The organism is Caenispirillum bisanense, from assembly GCF_900230255.1.
Lineage (GTDB): Bacteria > Pseudomonadota > Alphaproteobacteria > Rhodospirillales > Rhodospirillaceae > Caenispirillum > Caenispirillum bisanense_A.
The window spans coordinates 240093-264141 of sequence record NZ_OCNJ01000005.1 but is presented as its reverse complement, the minus strand read 5'-3'; the positions used below and the strand labels follow the sequence as shown (position 1 = coordinate 264141).

The window sequence follows — 24049 nt, the reverse complement described above, 5'->3', positions numbered from 1 at the left end:
AACGACGCATGACCCGCAAGGCCGTCATCGCCGGCTATTGCCGCACCCCCTTCACTTTCGCCCACAAGGGCGCGCTGGCCGGGATGCGCCCCGACGACCTGGGCGCCCACGTCGTCCGCGCCCTGATCGCGCGCACCGGCGTGCCGCCGGCCGAGATCGAGGACGTCATCTGGGGCTGCGCCTTCCCGGAAGGGGAGCAGGGCCTCAACATCGGCCGGGTCGTCGGCATGCTGGCGGGCCTGCCCGAGACGGTGGCCGGCGCCACCATCAACCGCTGGTGCGGCTCGTCCATCCAGGCGGTGCAGATGGCGGCGGGCATGATCGCCACCAACGCCGGCGAGGCTTTCGTCTGCGGCGGTACCGAATGCATGTCGCGGGTGCCCATGATGGGCTTCAACCAGCTGCCCAACCCGGCGTGGGACGCGCAGATGGTCGCCGACTACATCAACGTCGGCCTGACCGCCGAGCGGGTGGCCGGGATGTACGGCCTGACCCGCGAGGACCAGGACCGCTTCGGCCACTGGAGCCAGAGCAAGGCCGTCGCCGCCCGCGACGGCGGCCGCCTCGCGCCCGAGATCGTGCCGGTGCCGATGGGCGACACGCTGGTCGATACCGACGGCTGCATCCGCGCCACGACGCTGGAGAAGCTCGCCACCCTGAAGCCGGCCTTCAAGGCCGACGGCACCGTCACCGCCGCGTCGTCCTCGCCCATGACCGACGGCGCGACGGCGGTGCTGGTGTGCACCGAGGACTTCGCCGCCCGTCACGGGCTGACCGTGCTGGCGGCGGTGAAATCCTTCGCCGTGTCGGGCTGCGCGCCGGGCGTCATGGGCCTCGGCCCCATCGAGGCGACGCGCAAGGCCCTGGCCCGCGCCGGCCTGACCATCGCCGACATCGACCTGGTGGAGATGAACGAGGCCTTCGCCGCCCAGGCGGAAGCCTGCCGCCGCGACCTCGGCATCCCCGAGGAACGGCTCAACATCGACGGCGGCGCCATCGCCCTCGGCCATCCGCTCGGCGCTACCGGAACGCGGCTGGTCGGCAAGGCGGCCAGCCTGCTTGCGCGCGAGGGCAAGACCCACGCGCTCGCCACCCAGTGCATCGGCGGCGGCATGGGCATCGCCATGATCCTGGAGGCGGCATGACACGCACGGTTCGCAAGGCGGCGGTGCTCGGCGCCGGCTCCATGGGCGGCGGCATCGCGGCGCAGTTCGCCAATGCCGGGGTGCCGGTGGTGCTGCTCGACGTGACGGCGGAGCAGGCGCGCGCCGGCCTCGCCCGCCAGATCAAGGCCGGCGCCTTCATGCACGACAGCGCCGTGGCGCTGGTGGAAACGGGCGGCATCGATGCCGACCTCGGCCGCCTCGCCGATGCCGACTGGATCGTCGAGGCGGTGGTCGAGAACCTGGACGTCAAGCGCGCCCTCTTCGCCCGCGTGGAGGCGGTGCGGCGGGATGGCGCGGCGGTATCGTCCAACACCTCCACCATCCCGCTCGCCCGCCTGACCGAGGGCCTGCCGGAGCGGTTCGCGCGCGACTTCGTCATCACCCACTTCTTCAACCCGGTCCGCCACATGCGCCTGCTGGAGGTGGTCGCCGGCCCGCGCACCGACCCCGCCACCGCCGCCTTGGTGCGTGAGGCGGCCGACCGGCTGCTCGGCAAGACGGTGATCGACTGCCGCGACACCCCGGCCTTCATCGCCAACCGCATCGGCTGCTACTGGATGACCGTGGCGCTGATGGAAGCCTTCGCCCACGGCCTGACGGTGGAGGAGGCGGACGCCGTGGCCGGGCGCCCCTTCGGCATCCCGCCGACGGGCATCTTCGGCCTGTTCGACCTGGTCGGCATCGACCTCGTGCCGCACGTCTGGGGCAGCCTGTTCGACGCCCTGCCGGCCGACGACGCCCACCGCGCCCACGACATCCTCGGCCAGCCCCGTCTGCGGGCGATGATCGAGGCCGGGCAGGTGGGCCGCAAGGCGGGCGGCGGCTTCTACCGCATGGTCAAGGACGCCGCCGGGCGGAAGACGCGCGAGGTGATGGACCTGGACACCGGCGCCTATCGCCCCGAACAGCCGGCGCCTGCCGTGGCGCCCGACCTCGCCACCCTCATGGCCCGCGACGACGCCCTCGGCCGCTACGCCTGGGCGGTGCTGTCGCAGACGGTGAGCTACGCCGCCGCCGTGGCGCCGGTGATCGCCGACGACCCGGCCGCCGTCGATGCCGCCATGGAGCTGGGCTACAACTGGAGCCGCGGCCCCTTCGCGCTCGCCGATGCCGTCGGCTGCCGCACCATCGCCGACCGCCTCGCCGCCGAGGGCCGCGACGTGCCGCCGCTGCTCGCCGAGGCCGCCGCCGCCGGCGGCTTCCACCGGCCGCCGCTGAGGGCGCCGGGCGTGCTGCGGCTGGACGACGCGGCGGTGATGGAGGACACCCCGGCCGCATGCTTGCGCGACCTCGGCGACGGCATCGCCTGCCTGTCCTTCCGCACCAAGATGAACGTGGTGTCGGAAGACCTGCTGGCGGCGGTGGAACGGGTGACGGCGCGGCGCGACCTCGCCGGTCTCGTGCTCGCCAACGACCATCCGCGCGCTTTCTCCGCCGGGGCTGACCTGGCGCATTTCGTCGCCCTGCTGGACGACCCGGCGGGGCTCGACGCCTACATCCTGCGCGGCCAGCAGGCCTTCCGTGCGCTGCGCGCCGCGCCCTTCCCGGTGGTCGGGGCGCCGCAGGGCGTCGCGGTCGGCGGCGGCTGCGAGATCCTGCTCCATTGCGACGCCGTCCAGGCCTGGGCGGAGGCCGGGCTCGGGTTGGTGGAGCGGCTGGTCGGCATCATCCCCGGCTGGGGCGGCACCACCCGCCTGCTGCTGCGCATGGCCGCCCGCGCCGACCTGCCGAAGGGACCGCTGCCGGCCCCGGCCGCCGCCTTCGAGACCATCGCCGGCGCCCGCATCTCCCGCTCCGCCCTGGAGGCACGCGCCATGGGCTTCCTGGGGGAGGGCGACGGCATCACCATGAACCGCGACCGCCTGCTGGCCGATGCCAAGGCGCGCTGCCTCGCCCTGGCGCCGGGCTACGCGCCGTCGGCGGAGCAGGCCGTCGCCCTGCCGGGGCCGTCGGGGCGGGTGTCGCTCATGAACGGCGTCCACGCCGCCCGCGCCGCCGGACGCCTGTCGCCGCACGACGTGGTGGTGCTGGAAGAACTGGCCGCCATCGTCACCGGCGGCGACACCCAACCCGCCGCGCTGGTGGCGGAAGACGCCCTCTACGCCCTGGAGCGCGAGGCCGTGCGCCGCCTCGCCGCCACCGCTGCCACCCGCGACCGCCTGCGGGCCATGCTCGAAACCGGCAAGCCGCTGGCCAACTGAGGACCGTGCCCATGACCGTCTATGCCGCGCCCGTCGACGACATGCGCTTCCTGCTGCACGAGGTGTTCGACGTGTCCACCGCGCTCGCCGGGCTGCCCGGCCTGCCGGAGGTGGACGCCGACCTGATGGACGCCGTGCTGGGCGAAGCCGCCAAGGTCTGCGAGGGCGCCGTCTTTCCCGCCAATGCCGTCGGCGACCGCGAGGGGGCGACGCTCACCGATGCGGGCGTGGTCATGCCGGCCGCCTTCCACGACGCCTATCGCCAGTGGGCGGACGGCGCCTGGACCGGCATTGCCCTCGACCCGGCCTACGACGGCCAGGGCCTGCCGCGGGTGGTGGACTTCCTGGTGACCGAGATGGTGTGCGGCGCCAGCCTCGCCTTCAGCATCCTGCCCGGCCTCACGCGCGGAGCGTGGCGGGCCATCGCGGCGCATGCCTCGGAAGACCTCAAGCGCCGCTGGCTGCCGAAGATGGCGACCGGCGCCTGGACCGGCGCCATGGCGCTGACCGAGCCGCAATGCGGCACCGACCTCGGCCTGCTACGCACCCGCGCCGAGCCGGCTGCGGACGGTGACGGCTGGCGGCTCACCGGCACCAAGATGTTCATCTCTGCCGCCGATCACGACCTGACCGACAACGTGGTGCATCTGGTGCTCGCCCGCCTGCCCGACGCGCCGCCGGGCACGCGCGGCATCAGCCTGTTCCTGGTGCCCAAGATGCTGCCCGACGGCCGCCGCAACGGCTGGTCCGTCGGCTCGCTGGAAGACAAGATGGGCCTGCACGCCTCGCCCACCTGCGTCGTGAACTACGACGGCGCCCTGGGCTGGCTGGTCGGCGAGCCCCACCGCGGTCTGCCGGCCATGTTCACCATGATGAACGACGAGCGCCTGTTCGTCGGCATCCAGGGCATCGGCGCCGCCGAATGCGCCTGGCAGAGCGCCGCCGCCTATGCCGCCGAGCGCCTCCAGGGCCGCGCCCCCGGCGGTCCCGTCCGCCCCGACTTGCCGGCCGACCCCATCGTGCATCACCCCGACGTCGCCCGCATGATCGACACCGCCCGCGCCACCACCGAAGGCGGCCGGGCGCTGGCGGCCTGGGTGGCGATCCAGCTCGACCGCGCCGAACACCTGCCGCCCGGACCGGGTCGGGCGGCGGCCGAGGATCTGGTCGCCCTGCTGACGCCGGTGGTGAAGGCCGCCGGCACCGACTTCGCCTTCGAGGCCTGCGTGGCGGCGCAGCAGGTGCTCGGGGGCCACGGCTACGTCCGCGACTGGGGCGTCGAGCAACTGGTGCGCGACGTGCGGGTGACGCAGATCTACGAAGGCACCAACGGCATCCAGGCCCTCGACCTGGTGGGCCGCAAGCTGCTGCCCGACGGCGGTCGCCTGCCGCAGCGCCTGTTCGACCTCGTCCGCGCCGACCTGCCCGGCATGCCCGCCGACCTGCGGGAGCCCGTGGCCCGCGTGCTGGCCGCCAGCGAGCGGGTGGTGGAGACCCTGCAGGCGGGCCTGAGCCCGACGGCGGCAGCGGAGGCCGCGACCGACATCCTGCGGCTGTTCGCGCTGCTGTCCTACGGCTGGATGTGGGGCCGCATGGCCGCCGCGGCGGAGCGCGGCGACGGCGCCCTGCACGCCGCCAAGCGGAAGACCGCCCGCGTCTTCGCCCGCCGCGTGCTGCCCGAGGCGGAGACCCTGACCGCCCGCATCGCCGCCGCCGCCGCCTGACCCATCCTTCAGCCGCCGCCCAACCCCTGCTCGGCGTCGCGCAATTGGGCGAGGCAGGCGGTCAGGCGGTGAGCGGCGTCTCGGGCGAGGCGCACAGTCTCGGCGTCGCCGCCACCCTCGGCGATGTCGACCAGCCGGTTGTAGTCGTCGCCCAGGCGGCGGATCTCGGCCCGCAGCCATTGCGCCGGCGTACCGTCCGCTGCCGGCGGCGGTTCCGTCCCGGCGGCGAGGCGGCGCAGCAGGGCGGCGAGGCGGGGCTCCCCCGCATGGTCGGCGAGGGCGGCCAGTTCGTGGTGACGGGCGGCGGCCGCCGCCTCGCGGCGGGCGATCCAGGCGGCCATGCCCTTGGGTCCGAGGGACGGCCCCGCCGCTGCCGCGTCGCCGTGCGCCCGCCGCCAGGCGCGCCGCCGCTCCAGGCGCAGCAGGGTGACGTGCGACAGTTCCTCGTCGGCCATCTGCTCGGCATAGGCGCGCACGGCGGCGTCCGTCGCCACGGCGGCGATGCGGGCGTAGAAGGCGAAGGCGCGCTCCTCGTTGTGGACGGCGAGCGCCAGGGCCTTCCAGGGGCTGAGCGCGGCGGTGCCGCCGGCGCTGGCGATGTCGGCTTCGGTGATGCCCTCGGTGATGTCCCAGTCGAACACCACGTCCTCGGCCGCCGCCACGCCTTCGCGCGCGGCCCAGGCGCCGAGGCCGTCCTCGTGGCCGGCCTCCATGTCGGCGAGGCGCCGGAACAGCGCGGCGAGGTCGGCCTCGCCCGAGCCCTCCATGCGCTCGGCGAGCTGGCGGTAGCGCTGCACCGCCGCCCGTTCCAGCGCCGCCGCCATGGCGAACAGCTCCGCCACGCCGCCGACGTCGGGCGCGGTGTCGAAGGTCACGAGACGACGCTCCCTGACGCGATCCATGTCCGTCCTCCCCGGATAGGCGGACCCCTGGGCGGGTCCGCGGTGGTGCCGTCGCGGCGGCGGGTGGTGCTGGCCGTGCCCCCGGTGGGCCGTCAGGGCACCGGGTTGGGATGCTCGGCGTGAATGGCGTCGACGGCGGCGATCACCTCGTCCGACGGGGTCACCTCGGCGGCGGCGATGTTGCGGCGCAGCTGCTCGGGCGAGGTCGCGCCGATGAGCACCGACGCCGTGAAGGGCCGCGACAGCACCCAGGCGAGCGCCAGCGTTGCCGGCTCCATCCCGTGGTCGCGGGCGAGGGCGGCGTAGCGCCCGGCGGCCTCCTCGCCCTCCAGGAACCGCGCGAAGTGCCGATGTTCGCTCAGGCGCGAACCGGCCGGGCGGGCGCCGCCCAGGTACTTGCCCGTCAGCATCCCCATGCTGAGCGGCGCGTAGGCGAGCAGCCCCATGTCCTCGCGGTGGGCGATCTCGGCGAGGCCGATCTCGAAGGTGCGGTTCAGCAGGTTGTAGGGGTTCTGCACGGTCGCCACGCGCGGCAGGCCGTGGGCCTCCGCCAGGGCCAGCGCGGTCATGATGCCCCACGGGGTCTCGTTGCACAGGCCGACGGCGCGGATCTTGCCCGCGTCCACCAGCCGGCCGAGGGCGCCGAGCGTCTCTTCCAGCGGCACCGCGTCGTCCTTGGCGGCCGGCGTATAGCCCAGTTGGCCGAAGATGTTGGTCTTCCGGTCCGGCCAGTGCAGCTGGTAGAGGTCGATGACGTCGGTGCCGAGGCGGCGCAGGGAGCCCTCCACCGCCGCCTCGATGTTGCGGGCGTCGAGCCGGGTGCCGCCCTCCCACGGGCGCAGCCAGGGCATGCGGCTGCGGCCCGTCGCCTTGGTCGCGATCACTACCCGGTCGCGGGCGCCGCGCGCCGCCAGCCAGCGGCCGATCATCGCTTCCGTGGCACCGAAACTGCCGGCGTCGGGCGGCGAGGGGTACAGCTCGGCGGTGTCGAGGAAGGTGACGCCGGCGTCCAGCGCCATGTCGAGCTGGGCGTGCGCCGCCGCCTCGTCGACGGAGGCGCCGAAGTTCATGGTGCCGAGGCAGAGGCGGCTGACGGACAGTCCGCTGCGGCCGAGGGATGTGGTCTGCATGGCGGGCTCCGTCACAGGCCGATGTGCTGTTGCAGGATGTCGGGGCGGGCGCGCAGCTCGGCGCTCGGGCTGTCGTGGACCAGCACCCCCTTCACCATGATGAGCGAGCGGTCGCACAGGTCGAGCAGCACCTTGACGTTCTTGTCGACCACGAGCGTCGCGATGCCGGTTTCCTTGATGGCCCGGATCACGCGCCAGATGTCGCGGCGGATGAGGGGGGCGAGGCCTTCCGTCGCCTCGTCGAGGATCATCAGGTCCGGGTTGGTCATCAGCGCCCGGCCGATGGCGACCATCTGCTGCTCGCCGCCCGACAGGGTGCCGGCCAGGTTGTCGATGCGCTCGGCGAGGCGGGGGAAGGTGTGCAGCACGCGCTCCAGCGTCCAGTCGCGGCGCCCGTCGGTGCCGGCGCGCGAGGCCATGAGCAGGCTTTCGCGCACCGTCAGGTTCGGGAACATGCCGCGCCCTTCCGGCACGTAGCCGATGCCCTGGCGGACGATGCGGTTGGCCGGTGCGCCCGTCAGGTCGGCGCCCTTGATGCGTACCCGCCCGTCGCGCGGCGGCACGAAGCCGAGCACGGACTTGATGGTGGTCGTCTTGCCCATGCCGTTGCGGCCGAGCAGGCAGACGGTCTCGCCGCGCCGGATGGTCAGGCTGACGCCGTGCAGCACGTGGCTGCGGCCGTAATAGGTCTGCAGGCCCTCGGCCTCGACCAGCGGTTCGGCGGCGGTCATCGCGGTCATCAGTAGTCCTCCTCGCCGTCGCCGAGATAGGCTTCCTGCACGGCGGTGCTGTCGCGCACCTCGTCGAGCGGGCCGCTCGCGATCACCGTGCCGTTGACCATGACGGTCAGGGTGTCGGCGATGCTGAAGACGGCGTCCATGTCGTGCTCCACCAGCACCAGCGGGTAGCTGCGGGCGAGGTCGCGCAACAGGGCGACCACCTTGCCGCTCTCCTCCTTGCCCATGCCGGCCATGGGTTCGTCGAGCACCAGGAAGCGCGGTTCGGTCGCCAGCATCATGCCGATTTCCAGCTGGCGCTGTTCGCCGTAGCTCATGTCGGCGGCGGCGGTGTCGCGGCGGTGGGTGAGGCCGCACAGCTCCAGCGCCCGTTCCGCCCGCTCGCCGCAGGAGGCGTAGCGCTCGGCGCGGCGGAAGAAGCGGAAGGAATGGCGCATGCGCGACTGCGCCGCCAGCCAGCAGTTCTCCAGGCAGGTGAAGGTCGGGAAGACGTTGGTGCGCTGGAAGCTGCGGCCGATGCCGATCTTGGAGATGCGGTCGGGGCGCAGGCCTGTGATGTCGCGGCCCTCGAAGGTCACCTTGCCCGAGGTCGGCGGGATCTGGCCGGTGAGCAGGTTGACCATGGTGCTCTTGCCGGCGCCGTTGGGGCCGATGATGGCGTGCACCTCGCGCTCGGCGACGGCGATGCTGACGTCGCGGACCGCCGTCAGGCCGCCGAAGCTCTTGGTCAGGGCCGTGGTCTGGAGGATGGCCATCAGCTCTTCTCCTTGTTGGCGGCCATCTTGAGCGCGCCGCCGCCGGTCGCGGTCGTGGTCGGCGTGCGGGCGAGTACCGGGCGGGGCGGCGCGGGCGTCCCGGCGGGCTCGCCGGTGTCGGGGGCGGCGGCCTTGGCGGAGCGGGCGCAGAGGCGCAGCAGCAGGCCGGCGATGCCGCCCGGCAGCAGCAGGACGATGCCGATGGCGACGAGGCCGAGCAGCAGCTCCCAGTGCGACGTCCACGAGGCGAAGACGTAGTGCAGGCCCTCCAGCGCGAAGGCGCCGAGGATGGGGCCGAACAGGGTGCCGAGCCCGCCCATGATGACCATGATGAGCGCGTGCGCCGACAGGGTCCACGACAGCTGCGCCGGGTTCATGTAGCCGTACTGGCTGGCGGTCAGGAAGCCGGCGTAGCCCGCCAGCGTGCCGGCGATGACGAAGGCCGCCAGCTTGTAGACCACCGGGTTGTAGCCCAGCGCCTGGACGCGGTTCTCGTTCTCCTTGATGCCCGCCAGCACCCGGCCGAAGGGCGCCCGCAGCATGGCGCGCAGCAGCAGGTAGATGCCGACCAGCGAGCCGAGGGTCACGTAGAACAGCGTGTGCGGATTGTCGAAGGTCAGGATCTCGGTGTCGCCGACGATGAGCGCCGGGCGCACCATGATGTAGATGCCGTCCGAGCCGCCGGCGAAGTCGGCGTCGTGGAACAGGTAGTAGATCATCTGCGAGAAGGCGATGGTCGCCATGATGAAGAAGATGCCGCCGGTGCGGATGATGAGCAGGCCGATCACCAGCGACGCGAGCGCCGCGGCGGCCAGGCTGACGGGCAGGGCGGTCAGGATGTTGGCGGCCTCGTACTCCGGCGCATAGAGGGCGAGCGTGTAGCCGGCGATGCCGAGGAAGGCGGCGTGGGCGACGCTCACCATGCCGGTGACGCCGACCAGCAGGTCGAGGCTGACGGCCAGGATGCAGAGGATCAGGATGCCCGTCACCTTCTGCAGGTAGAAGTCGTAGGCGTCGCCGGCCACCAGCGGGCCATAGAGCGGAAACAGCGCCGCGAGCACGGTCAGCGTCAGCAGCAGGGCGCGGATGGGCGTGGGGAGGCTGCGCATCTGGGGTCCTTTCAGGCGAACAGCCCGCGGGGCTTCCACAGCAGCACCGCCGCCATGAGCGCGTAGACGACGACGCCGGAGAACTCGGGCACCAGGATCTGGCCCCAGGTGGCGGTCAGTCCGACCAGCAGCGCACCCAGGAAGGCGCCCTTGATGGAGCCGACCCCGCCGATGACGACGACCACGAAGCAGATGATGAGGATCTGGCTGCCCATGCCCGGATAGACCGAGGAAATGGGCGCGGCGATCATGCCGGCGAAGGCGGTCAGCGCCGTGCCGGCGGCAAACACCAGCGTGTAGATGTTGCGGATGTTGAGGCCGAGGCCCTGCACCATCTCGCGGTTGCTGGCGCCGGCGCGGATGATCATGCCGAGGCGCGTGCGCTGGATCACCAGGTACATGGACAGCGCGATGAGGGCGCAGACGACGGACACGAACAGGCGGTAGACCGGGTATTGCAGCGTGTCGGTGAGCGCAATGGAGCCCGACAGGATCTCGGGCATCGGCACGCTGTGGACGTCGTTGCCCCAGGTCATGCTCTGCAGGCTGTCGAAGACCAGGATGAGGCCGAAGGTCAGCAGCACCTGATCCAGGTGGTCGCGCTTGTAGAGCGTCTGGATCAGGAAGCGTTCGATGACGATGCCGATGGCGACCGTCACCGGCAGGGCCAGCACGATGGCGAGGAACAGGTTCCCCACCTGGCTCGTCAGCCACCACGCCAGGTAGGCGCCGATCATGTAGAGCGCGCCGTGGGCCAGGTTGATGATGTGCATGATGCCGAAGATCAGCGTCAGCCCGCTGGCGATGAGGAACAGCAGCAGCCCGTACTGCACGCCGTTCATGGTCTGGATGAGGAAGATTGACAGGTCCATCGGACAACTCCTGGCCGGCTCCCCCGGAGGTCACCCCCCCGCGAAGGCCCCGGGCGCCGGCGAAGGGCGCCCGGGGCCGCTGCCGCACGATCACATCATCTTGCAGCCGCGCGCCGGGTCGGCGAGCTTCTCCGCCGCGACGCCGACCATGACGTTGCGGCCGTCCTTGACCTGCCGCAGGTAGATGTCCTGCACCGGGTTCTGGGCCGGCGAGAAGGTCCAGCGGCCGCGCGGGCTGTTCACGGTGACGCCGCGGATGGCGGCGAGCAGCGCCTGGCGGTCGGAGGTGTCGCCCTTGGTGGCCTCCAGCGCCGCGGCGATGACGAGGCCGGTGTCGTAGCCCTGCACCGCGTAGATGTCGGCATCCTTGCCGAACTCGGCCTTGTAGGCCTCGCGGAACTTGCGGTTGGTCGGGTTGTCGAGGGTGTCGGCGTAGTGCAGCGTCGTCATGATGCCTTCCGCCGCCGCACCCTGGGCCGCCAGCGTGCCGTCGGTGAGGAAGCCCGAGCCGATGAGCGGGATGTCCTTGCTAAGGCCCGCCGCGGCGTAGTCTTTGACGAACTTCACGGCACCGCCGCCGGCGAAGAAGGCGAACACGGCGTCGGGCTTGATCTGCGCCAGGCGGGTGAGCTGGGCCTGGAACTCCACGTCCGGGAAGGGCAGGGTGATCTCTTCCACCACCTCGCCGCCGGCGGCTTCGAAGCCTTCCTTGAAGGCCTCGACGGATTCCTCGCCGAAGCCGTACTTCCAGGTGATGGTGGCGACCTTCTTGTAGCCGCGGTGGGCGGCGGCCTTGCCCATGGGATAGGCGGTCTGCCACGACGTGAAGGACGTGCGGAAGACGTTCGGCGCGCACAGCGGGCCGGTGGCGGCGTTGAAGCCGGCGTTGGGGATCAGCAGGATGGCGTCCTTCTCGCGCGCCACCTTGAGCATGCCCATGGCGACGCCCGAGTGCACGGTGCCGACCACCATGTCGACGTTGGCGCCGGAGACGAGCTTCTCCATGTTGGCCGGCGCCTTGCCGGGCTCGGACTCGTCGTCGACCACGACGTACTCGATGGCGCGGCCGCCGGGCGTTCCGCCGGCGTCTTCGATCGCCATCTTCATGCCGTTGGTGATGGCCTCGCCGAGCGCCGCATAGGTGCCCGTGTAGGGCAGCATGACGCCCACCTTGACCGGATCGGCGGCTTGCGCCGATGCCATGAACCCGACCACGGCGGCCCCGACGGCCGCCCCTTTCAGGATGGTCTTCAACATCGTGTTCCTCCCAGGATCTTGGCGACTGGATTTATAGTTCTTGTTTGTGGAAGTATGGTGCATGTCCGAGCGCCCAACAAGGCTTCTATGGCCCCAAAATCGTTGGGAATCACGCACTATACTTCTCTTTGCTGCTTGGTTTCGGGGCGTGGTCAGGACGTGGCGGGAACGGGCGCCGCCGCCATGTAGTCCTGCACCAGCCGTCGCTTGTCGGCCGGGATCTCCGCCGACCGCATGGGATCCATCTTCACGACCACGCTGACGAAGCGCGCGGTGAAGCAGAGCGTCTCGTCCCGCCGCCGGCCCTCGACGTGGAAGCCGAGGGAGGCCGTGCCCAGTTTCTCGACGCGCACCGTGCAGTCGAGCAGGTCGCCCGGCACCAGGGGGGCGGCGATGTCCATCTCCACATGGACGAAGGGCGAGCCCTCGCCGCGCTCGACGTGCATGGCGTACCAGTCCATGCCCCAGATCTCGCGGAACCACGCCTCGATGGCGGCCATGCCGAACTCGAAGAAGCGGACCGTGTAGACGATGCGCGCGGCGTCGGTGTCGCCCCAGCCGATGCGGCGGCGGAAGACGAAGGGCGTGTGCGAGACGACGTCGTTCAGCTCAATAGGTTTCGACATGGTAGCGACCGCTCCCCCGCATGGCCGGCATGAGGTCGTCCCAGTCGAGGCCGTGGCGGCGGCAGATGTCGGCGAAGGCCTCGTTGACGCCCGCTTCCATGCCCTTGAGGCCGCAGATGAAGACGTGGGTGTGCTCGCTCTTCAGCAGTTCCGCCAGGTCGTCGGCGCGTCCGCGCATGCGGTCCTGCACGTATTCCTTCGGGCGGTCGGGCAGGCGCGAGAAGGCCAGCTCGACGTCGATGAAGTCCTTGGGCAGCTTGGCGAGCGGCCCGTGGTAGGGCAGTTCGCCGGGGGTGCGGGCGCCGAAGAACAGCAGCAGCTTGCCCGGTGCCTGCGGCATCTTGCGGCGGCGGCGTTCGGTCATGGCGCGGAAGGGGGCGGCGCCGGTGCCGGTGCAGATCATGATGATGTTGGCGTCGGGGTGGTTCGGCATCAGGAAGGTGTTGCCGAACGGCCCCGTCACCTGCACCTCGTCGCCGATCTTCAGGTCGCACATGTAGCAGGAGCCGACGCCGTTGTGCGTCGCGCCGTCCTTTTCGTAGACCGTGCGCTTGATGGTCAGCGCCACGTTGTTGTGGTTCGGCCGCTCGCCGTCGCGCGGGCTGGCGACGGAATAGAGGCGCACCAGATGCGGCTTGCCCTTGGCATCGACGCCGGGCGGGATGATGCCGATGCTCTGGCCCTCGATCACCGGGAAGGCGTGGGCGCCGAAGTCGAGCACGATGTGGCGGATGTCGCTGTCGGCGTCGGGGGCGGTCAGGCGGTAGTTGCCGGTCACCCGGGCGGTCACCGGCGCCTCGCGCGGGTAGATGTTGACGTAAGGGTGGGCGGCGGAGAACGGCGGCACCAGCCGGCCCTGGCCGGCGTGGGCGACTTCCAGGATGGCTTCCGCCTCCTCGTCGCGGGCGGCGGCGCCGTCGCGGACCTCGGCGTCGGCCGGCACGTCGTCCTGCTCTGGCAGCTCGTCCCAGCCGAACTGGTCTTCCAGGGTGTAGGCCGTCAGCACGGTCCGCCAGCTGTCGATGGCGCCGGTCGGGCAGGGGGCGATGCAGTCCATGCAGAAATTGCAGACGTCCGCCTTGACCACGTAGTTGGTGTCGTCGTGGGTGATGGCGTCGACCGGGCAGGTGTCCTCGCAGGTGTTGCAGCGGATGCAGACCTCGGGGTCGATCAGGTGCTGGCGGAGCAGGGCTGCCATGGATACCTCTTCGTCGGGCAGGGTCCGGGCGGGGCGGCGGGAGAGGACCGCCCCGCCCGGTTGCGCGCGTCACTCGGCGGCGACGCCTTCGATGCGGACGTACTCGAAATCACCGGGCTTCTGGTCGACACCCACCTTGGGCGGCGCGATCCAGCCGGCATAGCGGCCCTTGTCCAGGCACTGCACCATGAGGCTCGCGACGTAGGTGCGGTCGGCCAGGCTCGGCAGCCACTCGGCCTGGCCGGCGTCCCAGCGGTCGGCCGAGATGATGCTGCCCTGCGGGTCGACGTGCAGGCCGGCGAACTGGCCGACCTGGCGGTTGAAGGCCTGGTGCGGCAGGGCGATCTCGAAGTCGATGCCGGCCTTGGCGATGGCCTTGTTCCAGCGGCCGACGCCGGCGGCGCAATCCTTGATGTAGTCGTCGCGCAGGCGGGCGTTGAGCGCGTTGAGCGCCGGTTCCTCCTCGGTGCGGAACTGGCCGTCGACCAGCTTCAGCACCGGGTAGGTGCTGTCGAGCAGCTGATGGTCGTCGTCGATGGCGTGCTCGCGGTAGCGTCCCTTGATGCCGGCGTTGAAGGCGTTGGCGGCGTTGGTCGACGTCTCCTGGCCGAACAGGTCCATGCTGACCGTGAAGTGGAAGTTCACGTAGCGCTGCAGCGTCGGCAGATCGATGACGCCGAGCGCCCGGATGGCGTCCACGTTGTACGGGTCGGTGATGCCGGCCTCGGTCATGGCCTGGCAGGTGCGCTCGATGGTGCGGCCGACGCCGGTCTCGCCGACGAACATGTGGTGCGCTTCTTCCGTCAGCATGAAGCGGGTGGTGCGCGCCAGCGGGTCGAAGCCGGACTGGGCGAGGGCTTCCAACTGGTACTTGCCGTCACGGTCGGTGAAGAAGGTGAACATGAAGAACGACAGCCAGTCCGGCGTGTCCTCGTTGAAGGCGCCCAGCATGCGCGGCTTGTCGGCGTTGCCCGAGCGGCGCTGCAACAGGGCTTCCGCTTCCTCGCGGCCGTCGCGGCCGAAATAGGCCTGCAGCAGGTAGACCATGGCCCACAGGTGGCGGCCTTCCTCGACGTTCACCTGGAACAGGTTGCGCATGTCGTAGAGCGACGGCGCCGTCTTGCCGAGGTGGCGCTGCTGCTCCACCGACGCCGGCTCGGTGTCGCCCTGGATGGCGATGAGGCGGCGCAGCATGGCGCGGTATTCGCCCGGCACTTCCTGCCACACCGGCTCGCCCTTGTGGCGGCCGAAGCCGATCTTGCGGTCTTCCTCCTGCGGCGCCAGGAAGATGCCCCAGCGGTATTCCGGCATCTTCACGTAGCCGAAGTGGGCCCAGCCCTTGGGGTCGACGCTGATGGCGGTGCGCAGGTAGACGTCCAGTTCCTGGAAGCCGTCGGGGCCCATGTCCATCCACCACTGGATGAAGTTCGGATGCCACTGCTCCAGCGCGCGCTGCAGGCGGCGGTCGCCGGCGAGGTTGACGTTGTTCGGGATCAGGGTTTCGTAGTCGATGTTCTGCATGATCAGACCCTCACTTTGTCGAACTGGGCGCGCTCGCCCGTGCCGTAGCGTTTCAGGGCGCCGGTCTCGGAGACCGCGTTGGGACGCTGGAAGATCCAGTTCTGCCAGGCGGTGAGGCGGCCGAAGATGCGGGTTTCCATGGTCTCGGGGCCGGCGAAGCGGAGGTTGGCTTCGAGGCCGATCAGGCCGTCCGGCGAGAACGAGGCGCGTTCCTCCAGCGCCAGGCGGATCTCGTCGTCCCAGTCGATGTCGTCGGGGGCGAAGGTGACGAGGCCGAGGTCGAGCGCATCGCGCGCCGTGAGGTCGCTCCCCACCCGCTGGCGCGCCACCTCCACCGATTCCGGCTCGCCCAGGAAGCGGGTCTGCAGGCGGGTGATGTCGTTGCTCATGGGGAAGGGGCCGAAGTTGGACTCGGTCAGGCGGATGGCCGCCGCCGGGGTGTCGTCGCCCTCGAACTGGCCGTCGAGCATGTAGCTGCGGTCGGCGGCGAACAGCAGTTCCGCCAGTAGGCCGACGAAGCAGCTGCCCGGCTCCACCACCGTGAAGAGGCTGCGCGAGGTGACGTCCAGGCGCTTCAGCACGCGCTTCCAGTAGAGCGTCATCTCGCGCACCAGCCAGTGGCCGGCGTTGGCCCGCAGCGCCTCGTCGTAGGACGCGACGACGTCGCGGTCGCCGGCGGTCTTCAGCAGCAGCGTGCCGGTTTCCGTCTCGTTGAGGCGCAGGTGCAGGATGGCGTCGTCCAGCTCGCGGGCGGCGGCGAGCGTCCAGTAGTCGGCGCCCTGCGCCTCGATGGCCGCCACGTCCCGGGGGGATGCCTCGGCGGGGGCGTGCACCGTCAGGGTGGCGACGCCGCGGGTGCGGTCGAGGTCGATGGTGACGTGGCGATAGGCGACGCGGTCGGGGGTGATCTCGCGCTCGATGCGGGTCAGGGTGACGCCGCGGGCGCCTTCCGGCCGGTCGGAGCGGTCGGCGAAGGCGCGGGCGCGGGCCTCGGTGGTCTCGCGCAGCTGCGATGCCGGCACCACCTCGTCCACCAGGCGCCAGTCGACGGCACGCTGGCCGCGCACGCCTTCCTCGATGGTGCAGAACACGTCGGCGAGGTCGCGGCGCACCTTGCGCTTGTCGGTGACGCGGGTCAGGCCGCCGGTGCCCGGCAGCACCGCCAGCAGCGGCACTTCCGGCAGCGACACGGCGGAGGCGCCGTCGTCGGCCATGACGATGTATTCGGTGGCGAGCGCCAGTTCGTAGCCGCCGCCGGCCGCCGTGCCGTTCACCTCGCACAGGTAGACCTGGCCGGAGTGGTTGGAGGCGTCCTCGATGCCGTTGCGCGTCTCGTTGGTGAACTTGCAGAAGTTGACCTTGTGGACGTGCGTCGCGCCACCGAGCATGCGGATGTTGGCGCCGGCGCAGAACACGCGGTCCTTGGCGGAGCGCAGGATGACGGCGCGCACTTCCGGATGTTCGAAGCGCAGGCGCTGCACGGCGTCGGCCAGCTCGATGTCGACGCCCAGGTCATAGGAGTTGAGCTTCAGCTGGTAGCCCTCGAACAGGCCGCCGTTCTCGTCGATGTCCATGGTGAGGGTGGCGACCGGGCCGTCGAAGGACAGGGCCCAGTGCTTGTACTGGTCCGGGTGGGTGCGGAAGTCGATCATGGGTCTCCATCCTGAAGCCGTTTCCCCGGCGGGCTCGTCGCCGCCTATGGATGGAAGTATAGTGCAGCAGCAGTGGAGGGCAAGAAGAAAAATGCACTATAAGTTCATCGGAGAAGGAGGGGCTTTAAGCCCTAATGAACTTGAGTGCATCCGTGGGCCGGAGTATCCATGAGAACTATGGGTGGATACTCGCCGTCGCCGTCGCCGCCGTCGAAGGCCCGTTCGGTCGCGGCCAGGAAGGGTGGCAGCACGAGGCCGCAGACGGGGCGGTCGCCGTACCGCTCGGCCAAGGGCTGCAGAAGCTGCAAGGCCCGGCCGCGCAGCCGCTGGACGGCGGCGGGCCGGGCCATGCGCTCCTTGAGGCGGGCGTTGGCGGTCTGGATCAGGCCCTGGAGCAGACGCCGCTCGTCGGTGTCGCGCGGCGTCTCCTTCCAGCAGCCTTCCCAGGCTTCGTGCGCTTCCCAGAAGAAGGCCGCGTTGTAGAGATCGCAGCCGAACAGGTAGCCGGTGTTGCGTTCCCACTCCGCCGCCCGCAGCCGCTCCTCCGGCACCGGGGCGATGCCGCCGTGGCCCAGCGGGTTCGCCGTCGGGTGCGGATCGCGGCCCGGCAGGAAGGCATAGGGCGGCAGGGGCAGCACCGTGTAGCGCCGGGGTGCACTATACTGCATGGGGTGGCGGCCTCAGCCCGTGAAGGACGCGCCCGTCTCCTTCAGGCGCGTCAGATGGGCGACGCTGCCCTGGATGGCGCAGCGCTGGTGATAGAAGCGCAACGCCCGCCGGCCGCCCATCTCCTCGCCGCCGCCGGCCCGACCCGGACCGCCGTGCAGGCACTGCGGCATGACGACGCCGTGGCCGGGGTTGGCCTTGGCGACCGAGCCGTCCACCACCGCGACGCGGCCGTTGACGGCGGCCAGCGCCACGCTGGCGCGGGCGGCGAAGTCGGCGTCGGCGGTGAAGACCGAGGTCACCAGCGACCCCTCGCCGCGCGCCACCAGGGCAAAGGCGTGGTGGGCGTCGCGGTAGGGCATGAGGGTGGCGACCGGCCCGAAGACCTCGTGCGCATGCACCGCCTCGGCGCCGTCGGGGTCGTCGCAGCGCAGCAGCGTGGCGGGGAAGAAGCAGCCGGCGCCGCCCCGCGGCACGTCGCTCTGGAACACCACGCGGGCGTCCTGCGTCAGGCGGGCGAGGCCCTCTTCGGCCGCCTGCACCTGGGCGCGGTTGACCAGCGGCCCCATGCGCACGCCCTCCTGCCGCGGATCGCCGACGACGACCTTGGCGGTCAGGGCCTCCTGCACCGCGTCCAGGCGGTCGGCGGGGACCAGGATGCGGCGGATGGCGGTGCATTTCTGGCCCGCCTTCACCGTCATTTCCTTCAGCACCTCCTTCACGAAGGCGGCGAACTCCTCCGTCTCCGGCCCGGCGTCGGGGCCGAGGACGGCGGCGTTGAGGCTGTCGGCCTCGATGTTGAAGGGCACGCCGGCGGCGATCACCGTCGCGTTGGCGCGCAGTCGCCGGGCGGTGTCGGCGGAGCCGGTGAACGACACCACGTCCTGCGGCCGCACCAGGTCCATCAGCTCGCGCCCGCCGGCGCACAGCAGCGACAGGGCGCCGTCGGGCAGCACGCCGGCCTCGATCACGTCCTTCACCATGGCGTGCGACAGCAGGGCCGTCGCCGCCGCCGGCTTGGCGAGCACCGGCATGCCCGACAGCAGCGCCACCGCCACCTTGCCCCACAGGCCCCACGACGGGAAGTTGAAGGCGTTGATGTGAATGGCGACGCCGCCATAGGGCGCCCATACGTGCAGGGTCTGGAAGCTCTCGTCGCGGCCGAGGCGCTCCATGTCCGGCTCCACCAGGTGGCGGGTGTCGCCGAGGCCCTTCCCGAGGCCGGCGAAGTAGCGCAGCGTGCCGATGCCGCCGTCGACGTCGAAGGCGCAGTCCACCGCCGTCGCGCCGGAGTTTTGCAGCGACAGGTCGTTGTAGCGGTCGCGGTTGGCGGTCAGCACCTCGGCGACGGCCTTCAGCAGCGCGCCGCGCTCGGCGTAGGTCATGGCCTTGAGGGCGGGACCGCCGACGCGGCGGGCGTGGTCGAGGGCGGCGGCGAGGTCGAGGCCGCCGCCGGCCACCGTGGCCAGTTCGTCGCCGGTCACGGGGTCGAGCAGGGCGGTGGCGGCGCCGGTGCCGTCGAGCCACCGGCCGCCCAGATAATGCTGCAGGATCATGGCGTTCTTCCGTCTGTCAGGGTTGCGCCGCGGCGGCCGGAACCTCCCGCCGCACGCGGGCGACGAAGGCGGCGATGGCGGCGAGCGTCTCGTCGGGTCTGTCCTTGTGCGGCGAATGGCGGCACGGCGTCAGCCAGCAGGTCTCCACCGGGCCGCCGCTCTGGCGGGCGATGGCGTCGAGTTGCGCCGCCGTGCCGTATTCGTCCTCGCGGCCCTGGATGAGGAGCAGCGGGATGCGGATGGCCGGCAGGAACTCCTCGATGGTCCAGTGCCGGAAATCGGGGTCGAGCCACGCCCGGTTCCAGCCCCAGAAGGCGCAGTCGACATCGGCGTGGTGGCGGGCGAGGCGGTCGCGCAAGCCCCCCGTCTCGTAGGCGGTGCGCGCCTCCCGGATGCTGGCGACGCTGATGTCCTCGTTGAAGACGTGCGGCGCCATGGCGACGACGCCCCGCACCCGCGGATCGCGCACGCCGCCGGCATTCACCAGCGCGATGGAGGCGCCGTCGCTGTGCCCTACCAGGATGGCGTCGCCGATGCCGGCGACGTCCATCAGTTCCGGCAGGACCACGAGGCCCTCGTGGTGCATGTAGGTGAGCGGCCGCGGAACCGGCACCGGGTCGGACCGGCCGTAGCCGGCCCGGCTGTAGACCAGCACCGGGCAGCCCGTCGCCTGCCCGACGGCCTGCGGAAAGCCCTTCCACAGGCCGACGGAGCCGAGGCCCTCGTGCAGGAAGATCAGGGTCGGCGCGTCGTGGTCGGTGCCGGGGTGGCGCGCCACCTCCAGCCGCCGACCGTCGACCGTCAGGAACTCCGTCGCCTGCGTCATCCCTGGTCCATCTCCCGCAGCTTGAAGCGCTGCAGCTTGCCGGTGGCGGTCTTGGGCAGGGTGTCCATGAACTCGATCCACCGCGGGTACTTCCACGGCGCCACCTTGGACTTCACGAAGGATTTCAGTTCGATCTCCAGGTCGCCGTCGGCCTCGACGCCGTCCTTGAGCACCACGTAGGCCTTGGGCTTGATGAGGCCGTCGCCGTCGTCGTGGGGGATGACGGCGGCTTCCAGCACCTTGGGATGCTCGATGAGGGCGGATTCGACCTCGAAGGGGGAGACCCAGTTGCCGCTCACCTTGATCATGTCGTCGGCGCGGCCGCAGTAGTGGTAGTAGCCGTCGGCGTCGCGGGTGTACTTGTCGCCGGTGACGGTCCACGGCCCGACGAAGGTCATCAGGCTCTTGTCGCGCTGGTTCCAGTAGCCGTCGGCGGCCGACGGGCCCTTGATGTGCAACTCGCCGAAGTCACTGACCTCGGTGCCGTGCTCGTCGACCAGCCGCGCCTCGTAGCCCGGCACCGGCTTGCCGGAGGTGCCGTAGCGCACCGACCCCGGCTGGTTGCTGAGGAAGATGTGCAGCATTTCGGTCGACCCGACGCCGTCCAGGATCTCCGCCCCGAACCGCGCTTCCCACCGCTTGCCGACGTCCTCCGGCAGCGCCTCGCCGGCGGAGATGCAGCGCCGCAGGCGGGCGGAGGCCTTGGAGCGGTCGTTGCTCTCGTCGGCCAGGATGGCGGCGTAGAGGGTGGGGACGCCGCAGTAGATGGTCGGCTGGTGCTCGCGCAGCACCCGCATGACGGCGGGCGGCGTCGGGCGCTCGGCCATGTAGACGGCGGTGGCGCCGACCGCGAAGGGGAAGGTCATGCCGTTGCCGAGGCCGTAGGCGAAGAACAGCTTGGCGGCCGAGAAGATGACGTCGTCCTCGCCGATCCCGAGCACGGGCACCGCATAGAGGTCCGACGTCGCGCGCAGGTTCCGGTGCAGGTGGCGCACGCCCTTGGGCGCGCCGGTGGAGCCCGAGGAATAGAGCCAGAAGGCGACGTCGTCGCTGGTGGTGGGGGCGGCCTCCAGGTCCGGTGCCGCCGCCGCCAGCAGGTCGGCGAGGCGCGGGCGTCCCGCCCCGGTCGAGCCGGCGACGATGACATGGTCGAGGCACGGCTGGTTGGCGAGCGCCGGCTCCACCGACGGCAGCAGGGCCTCGCTCACCACCACCACCTGGGCGCGGCTGTCGCCGATCATGTGCTGGTAGTTGTGCGCCGGCAGCAGGGTGTTGACCGGCACCGGCACGAAGCCCGCCTTCATGGCGCCCCAGTAGACGGCCGGGAAATCGATGCCGTCGAGCATGATCATGAGGATGCGCGTCTCGGGCTTCAGGCCGAGGGCGCGGAAGGCGTTGCCGGCGCGGTTCACGCGCTCGGCGAGGTCGCGGTAGGTATAGGTGCCGGCATCGTCGATGACGGCGGTCTTGTCGCCGCGTTCTTCCGTCAGGTGCCGGTCGATGAAATCGCTCGCCGCATTGTAGTAGCGGTCGAAGGCGAGGGTGGGCGGCGCCGGCACCTCCGCAGGGGCCGGCATCGTGTCCAACGCCACCATGTGTTCCTCCCAATGTGGGCGCTTCGGCGCCTCGTTCTCGTACCGGCGCCCGACCGCGCCGCTCCCTGGGCCGAACCTCTTGCGGGTTCCCGTGGCCCTTCGTGTGGCCCGCTCAGCGGGTGAAGGTGATCTCGCCCTCCGGCAGCAGGTAGAGGACGTAGGCGTCGCCGCCGCGCACGGTCGGCGGGTGGGCGCTCTGCGGCGGGTAGACCAGCCAGCCGGCGCCGCGGCCGTCGAAGGTGGCCTCCGGCGCGATGGGCATGATCATGTCGATCTCGCCGTTGGGGTGGCTGTGGTGCGGCCCGGCGCAGTCGGTCATGTGGACCACGTCGACGCTGAAGCCGTGGGTCTCCGGCCCCGGCTTGACGACGCGGCCGTAGCGGATGCCGCCGTGTTCGCGGGCGCACATCCAGCCGTCGCGCACGCCCGCCTCGCACGCCCGGCGCAGCGCCTGGAAGGCCTCGCCGTCGGGCGGGTACTCGCGGTTGAGCCAGGCGTCGAGGTCCTGGTCCAGCGGCCGGCCGGCGATGCGCCCGGTGAGGTCGGCCACCAGCTTCTGGAAGTCCGTCTGGGTCATGGAAATCCTCTCGGGAAGAGCAGGAATGCCTGAATACCCGACTGACGCTATCATGCATCATAATGCAGATCAAGCGTGCCAAGACCGCACCTTTTGTGCATTATATAGCAGGCGCAGCCTGGGCGCCAACCCTTCCCACGACAGAGGAGCCCGCACTCCGTGACCCGAGAAACCGAGTTGTTCGATGGGGTTATGACCTCCCGCCGCTCCATCCGCCGCTTCCTGCCGACGCCGGTGGAGCGCCGCGTGGTGGAGGACATCCTGCGCGCCGCCCGCCATGCGCCGAGCGGCTCCAACATCCAGCCCTGGCAGGTGACGGTGCTGACCGGCGCCCCCCTCGCGGAGCTGGGCGACGCGGTGGTGGCGGCCTCCCGCGAGGAGCCGGAGGCGCACGAGGAGGAATGGCCCTACTATCCGCGCACCTGGAGCGAGCCCTACCTCGGCCGCCGGCGCAAGGTGGGGTGGGATCTTTACGCCCTGCTCGGCGTGGAGAAGGGCGACCGCGAGGGCACGCGCCGCCACTTCGAACGCAACTACCGCTTCTTCGGCGCGCCGGTCGCCCTGGTCTTCACCATCGATCGCGTCATGGAGCGCGGCAGCTGGCTCGACTACGGCATGTTCGTGCAGAACGTCATGCTGGCGGCGCGGGCGCGGGGACTCGACACCTGCGCGCAAGGCGCCTTCGGCAAGTACCACCGCGTGGTCTCGCGCGTTCTCCGGTTGCCGGAGGACAGGATGCTGGTCTGCGCCATGGCTCTCGGCCACGCCGATCCGGACGCGCCGGAGAACGGTCTGCGCACGGTGCGGGCCGAGGTCGAGGACTTCACCGAGTTCCGCGGCTTCCCCGCGGCTGTTGCCCTTCCGGCGGTGCCCCCTCTAGATTGACCCGTTCGCAACTTTCGGACTCGCCTGCCATGACCGAGACCCCAGACACCATCGACATCGGCGCCTACCTCCGCGACCTCGGAGAGCGGGTGCGGTCGTTGCGGGCCCGTCGCGGCATGACCCGCAAGGATCTGTCGCGGCATTCCGACATTTCCGAACGCTACCTCGCCCAGCTCGAGAACGGCGCCGCCAATCCGTCGGTGGAGCTGTTGTGGCGTATCGTGCACGCCATGGGCATCAGCTTCGACGAACTGGTGTCGGACCGCTCCGTCCAGCCCATGGCCCATGCGCCGCTGCTCGACCTGCTGCGCAACCTGTCGGCGGAGGAGCAGAACCAGGCCTACGGCATGCTGGTCCGCCATTTCGCGCGGCAGCCGCCGCAGACGCTCGGTGGTGTCGCCCTCATCGGCCTGCGCGGGGCTGGCAAGACCACCCTCGGCCGCGCCATGGGGGAGGCCTTCGACGTGCCCTTCATCCGCCTAGGCGACCTGGTGGAGCAGCTGGCCGGCATGGAACTGGCGGAGATCTTCTCCCTCGGCGGCCAGAAGACCTACCGCCGCCTGGAGCGCGAGGCGGTGCAGTACGTGGTCGACCGCCACGAGCGCGCCATCGTCGAGGCCGGCGGCAGCCTGGTGTCGGAGTCCGACACCTTCGAACTCCTGCGCGCCTCGTTCTTCACCGTCTGGGTGCGCACCTCGCCCGAGGAGCACATGAACCGGGTGATCCAGCAGGGCGACCTGCGGCCCATGCGCGGCAACGACGAAGCCATGGACGACCTGCGCCGCATCCTGGCCGAACGCGAGCCCTTCTACGGCACCGCCAACTACGTGCTCGACACCAGCCGGCGGTCCCCGGCCGAGTGCCTGCGGGAACTGACCGGCGTCTGCCGGCCCTTCCTGGAACTGCCGGCGGCCACGCCCGCCGGCTGAGGCGGCGCCAGGGCCCCTATCCTTTCGTAGGGCAGCAGGGGATACGAAACGGTGCCGAAAGCACCGGCCCGTATACCTTGTCACAAAGGTCCGACCTTTCCCGAACGGCCGTACTGTCCCGCGTGGCATCCCAGCCGCCACGGCTGGCCCCGTGCCAGCGTCCAG

General features: G+C 71.0%; 21 protein-coding genes. 5 read left to right on the top strand and 16 right to left on the bottom strand.

Annotation, left to right across the window (positions count from 1 at the left end):
• Positions 1-8: 8 nt before the first annotated feature.
• From CRP50_RS13135 to CRP50_RS13125, 3 genes are read left to right on the top strand one after another with little or no spacing between them, the layout of a single operon-like run.
• Entirely contained in the window at positions 9-1145 is a 1137-nt protein-coding gene (locus CRP50_RS13135) for a thiolase family protein (RefSeq protein WP_097279626.1), read from the top strand.
• Positions 1142-3367, top strand: a complete 2226-nt coding sequence (locus CRP50_RS13130; protein ID WP_097279625.1) for a 3-hydroxyacyl-CoA dehydrogenase/enoyl-CoA hydratase family protein — start codon at positions 1142-1144, stop codon at positions 3365-3367. The genes CRP50_RS13135 and CRP50_RS13130 overlap by 4 nt, the downstream gene beginning before the upstream one ends.
• Positions 3368-3378: 11 nt before the next feature.
• Entirely contained in the window at positions 3379-5091 is a 1713-nt protein-coding gene (locus CRP50_RS13125; protein ID WP_097279624.1) for an acyl-CoA dehydrogenase, read from the top strand.
• Between the two features lie 8 nt (positions 5092-5099).
• On the opposite strand, the gene CRP50_RS13120 is transcribed toward CRP50_RS13125, so the two are convergent.
• The 16 genes from CRP50_RS13120 to CRP50_RS13045 all read right to left on the bottom strand — a co-directional run bounded on the left by CRP50_RS13120 (position 5100) and on the right by CRP50_RS13045 (position 22070).
• Positions 5100-5993 (bottom strand): ferritin-like domain-containing protein, encoded by an 894-nt coding sequence (locus CRP50_RS13120; protein ID WP_097279623.1) that lies wholly within the window; start codon positions 5991-5993, stop codon positions 5100-5102.
• 92 nt (positions 5994-6085) lie between these two features.
• Positions 6086-7123 (bottom strand): aldo/keto reductase, encoded by a 1038-nt coding sequence (locus tag CRP50_RS13115; RefSeq protein WP_097279622.1) that lies wholly within the window; start codon positions 7121-7123, stop codon positions 6086-6088.
• Between the two features lie 11 nt (positions 7124-7134).
• On the bottom strand, positions 7135-7863 hold the full coding sequence (locus tag CRP50_RS13110) for an ABC transporter ATP-binding protein (RefSeq protein ID WP_097279621.1): 729 nt from the start codon (positions 7861-7863) through the stop codon (positions 7135-7137).
• On the bottom strand, positions 7863-8615 hold the full coding sequence (locus CRP50_RS13105; RefSeq protein ID WP_097279620.1) for an ABC transporter ATP-binding protein: 753 nt from the start codon (positions 8613-8615) through the stop codon (positions 7863-7865). Before CRP50_RS13105 ends, CRP50_RS13110 begins: the two co-directional genes overlap by 1 nt.
• Complete coding sequence (locus CRP50_RS13100) at positions 8615-9724, bottom strand: branched-chain amino acid ABC transporter permease (protein WP_097279619.1); 1110 nt, start codon at positions 9722-9724, stop codon at positions 8615-8617. The genes CRP50_RS13105 and CRP50_RS13100 overlap by 1 nt, the downstream gene beginning before the upstream one ends.
• Positions 9725-9735: 11 nt before the next feature.
• Positions 9736-10596: a branched-chain amino acid ABC transporter permease gene (locus CRP50_RS13095; RefSeq protein ID WP_097279618.1), complete on the bottom strand. Its 861-nt coding sequence runs from the start codon at positions 10594-10596 to the stop codon at positions 9736-9738.
• A 90-nt stretch (positions 10597-10686) separates the two neighbouring features.
• Positions 10687-11853, bottom strand: coding sequence for an ABC transporter substrate-binding protein (locus tag CRP50_RS13090; RefSeq protein WP_097279617.1), 1167 nt, complete (start codon positions 11851-11853; stop codon positions 10687-10689).
• A gap of 152 nt (positions 11854-12005) precedes the next feature.
• Entirely contained in the window at positions 12006-12479 is a 474-nt protein-coding gene (locus tag CRP50_RS13085) for an acyl-CoA thioesterase (RefSeq protein WP_097279616.1), read from the bottom strand.
• The gene (gene boxA, locus CRP50_RS13080) at positions 12463-13677 is read right to left on the bottom strand and encodes a benzoyl-CoA 2,3-epoxidase subunit BoxA (RefSeq protein WP_097279615.1); all 1215 of its coding nucleotides are present in this window, start codon (positions 13675-13677) and stop codon (positions 12463-12465) included. The genes CRP50_RS13085 and boxA overlap by 17 nt, the downstream gene beginning before the upstream one ends.
• A gap of 69 nt (positions 13678-13746) precedes the next feature.
• Positions 13747-15198, bottom strand: coding sequence for a benzoyl-CoA 2,3-epoxidase subunit BoxB (gene boxB / locus CRP50_RS13075; protein ID WP_097279614.1), 1452 nt, complete (start codon positions 15196-15198; stop codon positions 13747-13749).
• A 2-nt stretch (positions 15199-15200) separates the two neighbouring features.
• Entirely contained in the window at positions 15201-16850 is a 1650-nt protein-coding gene (gene boxC, locus CRP50_RS13070) for a 2,3-epoxybenzoyl-CoA dihydrolase (protein WP_097279613.1), read from the bottom strand.
• A gap of 131 nt (positions 16851-16981) precedes the next feature.
• Positions 16982-17518, bottom strand: coding sequence for a DUF309 domain-containing protein (locus tag CRP50_RS13065; RefSeq protein ID WP_141415130.1), 537 nt, complete (start codon positions 17516-17518; stop codon positions 16982-16984).
• 12 nt (positions 17519-17530) lie between these two features.
• The gene (locus CRP50_RS13060; RefSeq protein WP_097279611.1) at positions 17531-19072 is read right to left on the bottom strand and encodes a 3,4-dehydroadipyl-CoA semialdehyde dehydrogenase; all 1542 of its coding nucleotides are present in this window, start codon (positions 19070-19072) and stop codon (positions 17531-17533) included.
• Between the two features lie 16 nt (positions 19073-19088).
• Positions 19089-19898, bottom strand: a complete 810-nt coding sequence (locus CRP50_RS13055) for an alpha/beta fold hydrolase (protein WP_097279610.1) — start codon at positions 19896-19898, stop codon at positions 19089-19091.
• Positions 19895-21493 carry a benzoate-CoA ligase family protein gene (locus CRP50_RS13050; protein WP_245913469.1) on the bottom strand — a complete coding sequence of 533 codons (1599 nt, stop codon included), beginning with the start codon at positions 21491-21493 and terminating at the stop codon, positions 19895-19897. The genes CRP50_RS13055 and CRP50_RS13050 overlap by 4 nt, the downstream gene beginning before the upstream one ends.
• A gap of 112 nt (positions 21494-21605) precedes the next feature.
• Positions 21606-22070 (bottom strand): DUF4863 family protein, encoded by a 465-nt coding sequence (locus CRP50_RS13045; protein WP_097279609.1) that lies wholly within the window; start codon positions 22068-22070, stop codon positions 21606-21608.
• Between the two features lie 159 nt (positions 22071-22229).
• On the opposite strand from CRP50_RS13045, the gene CRP50_RS13040 reads away from it, so the two are divergent.
• Both CRP50_RS13040 and CRP50_RS13035 read left to right on the top strand, forming a co-directional pair.
• Positions 22230-22955, top strand: coding sequence for a nitroreductase (locus CRP50_RS13040; protein WP_245913468.1), 726 nt, complete (start codon positions 22230-22232; stop codon positions 22953-22955).
• A gap of 29 nt (positions 22956-22984) precedes the next feature.
• Positions 22985-23884, top strand: coding sequence for a helix-turn-helix transcriptional regulator (locus CRP50_RS13035; protein ID WP_097279607.1), 900 nt, complete (start codon positions 22985-22987; stop codon positions 23882-23884).
• The last annotated feature ends 165 nt before the right edge of the window (positions 23885-24049 follow it).

Coding starts and splice junctions, on each gene's coding strand:
- CRP50_RS13135 (WP_097279626.1), top strand. CDS start 9: ATGACCCGCAAGGCCGTCATCGCCGGCTATTGCCGCACCCCCTTCACT.
- CRP50_RS13130 (WP_097279625.1), top strand. CDS start 1,142: ATGACACGCACGGTTCGCAAGGCGGCGGTGCTCGGCGCCGGCTCCATG.
- CRP50_RS13125 (WP_097279624.1), top strand. CDS start 3,379: ATGACCGTCTATGCCGCGCCCGTCGACGACATGCGCTTCCTGCTGCAC.
- CRP50_RS13120 (WP_097279623.1), bottom strand. CDS start 5,993: ATGGATCGCGTCAGGGAGCGTCGTCTCGTGACCTTCGACACCGCGCCC.
- CRP50_RS13115 (WP_097279622.1), bottom strand. CDS start 7,123: ATGCAGACCACATCCCTCGGCCGCAGCGGACTGTCCGTCAGCCGCCTC.
- CRP50_RS13110 (WP_097279621.1), bottom strand. CDS start 7,863: ATGACCGCGATGACCGCCGCCGAACCGCTGGTCGAGGCCGAGGGCCTG.
- CRP50_RS13105 (WP_097279620.1), bottom strand. CDS start 8,615: ATGGCCATCCTCCAGACCACGGCCCTGACCAAGAGCTTCGGCGGCCTG.
- CRP50_RS13100 (WP_097279619.1), bottom strand. CDS start 9,724: ATGCGCAGCCTCCCCACGCCCATCCGCGCCCTGCTGCTGACGCTGACC.
- CRP50_RS13095 (WP_097279618.1), bottom strand. CDS start 10,596: ATGGACCTGTCAATCTTCCTCATCCAGACCATGAACGGCGTGCAGTAC.
- CRP50_RS13090 (WP_097279617.1), bottom strand. CDS start 11,853: ATGTTGAAGACCATCCTGAAAGGGGCGGCCGTCGGGGCCGCCGTGGTC.
- CRP50_RS13085 (WP_097279616.1), bottom strand. CDS start 12,479: ATGTCGAAACCTATTGAGCTGAACGACGTCGTCTCGCACACGCCCTTC.
- boxA (WP_097279615.1), bottom strand. CDS start 13,677: ATGGCAGCCCTGCTCCGCCAGCACCTGATCGACCCCGAGGTCTGCATC.
- boxB (WP_097279614.1), bottom strand. CDS start 15,198: ATGCAGAACATCGACTACGAAACCCTGATCCCGAACAACGTCAACCTC.
- boxC (WP_097279613.1), bottom strand. CDS start 16,850: ATGATCGACTTCCGCACCCACCCGGACCAGTACAAGCACTGGGCCCTG.
- CRP50_RS13065 (WP_141415130.1), bottom strand. CDS start 17,518: ATGCAGTATAGTGCACCCCGGCGCTACACGGTGCTGCCCCTGCCGCCC.
- CRP50_RS13060 (WP_097279611.1), bottom strand. CDS start 19,072: ATGATCCTGCAGCATTATCTGGGCGGCCGGTGGCTCGACGGCACCGGC.
- CRP50_RS13055 (WP_097279610.1), bottom strand. CDS start 19,898: ATGACGCAGGCGACGGAGTTCCTGACGGTCGACGGTCGGCGGCTGGAG.
- CRP50_RS13050 (WP_245913469.1), bottom strand. CDS start 21,493: ATGGTGGCGTTGGACACGATGCCGGCCCCTGCGGAGGTGCCGGCGCCG.
- CRP50_RS13045 (WP_097279609.1), bottom strand. CDS start 22,070: ATGACCCAGACGGACTTCCAGAAGCTGGTGGCCGACCTCACCGGGCGC.
- CRP50_RS13035 (WP_097279607.1), top strand. CDS start 22,985: ATGACCGAGACCCCAGACACCATCGACATCGGCGCCTACCTCCGCGAC.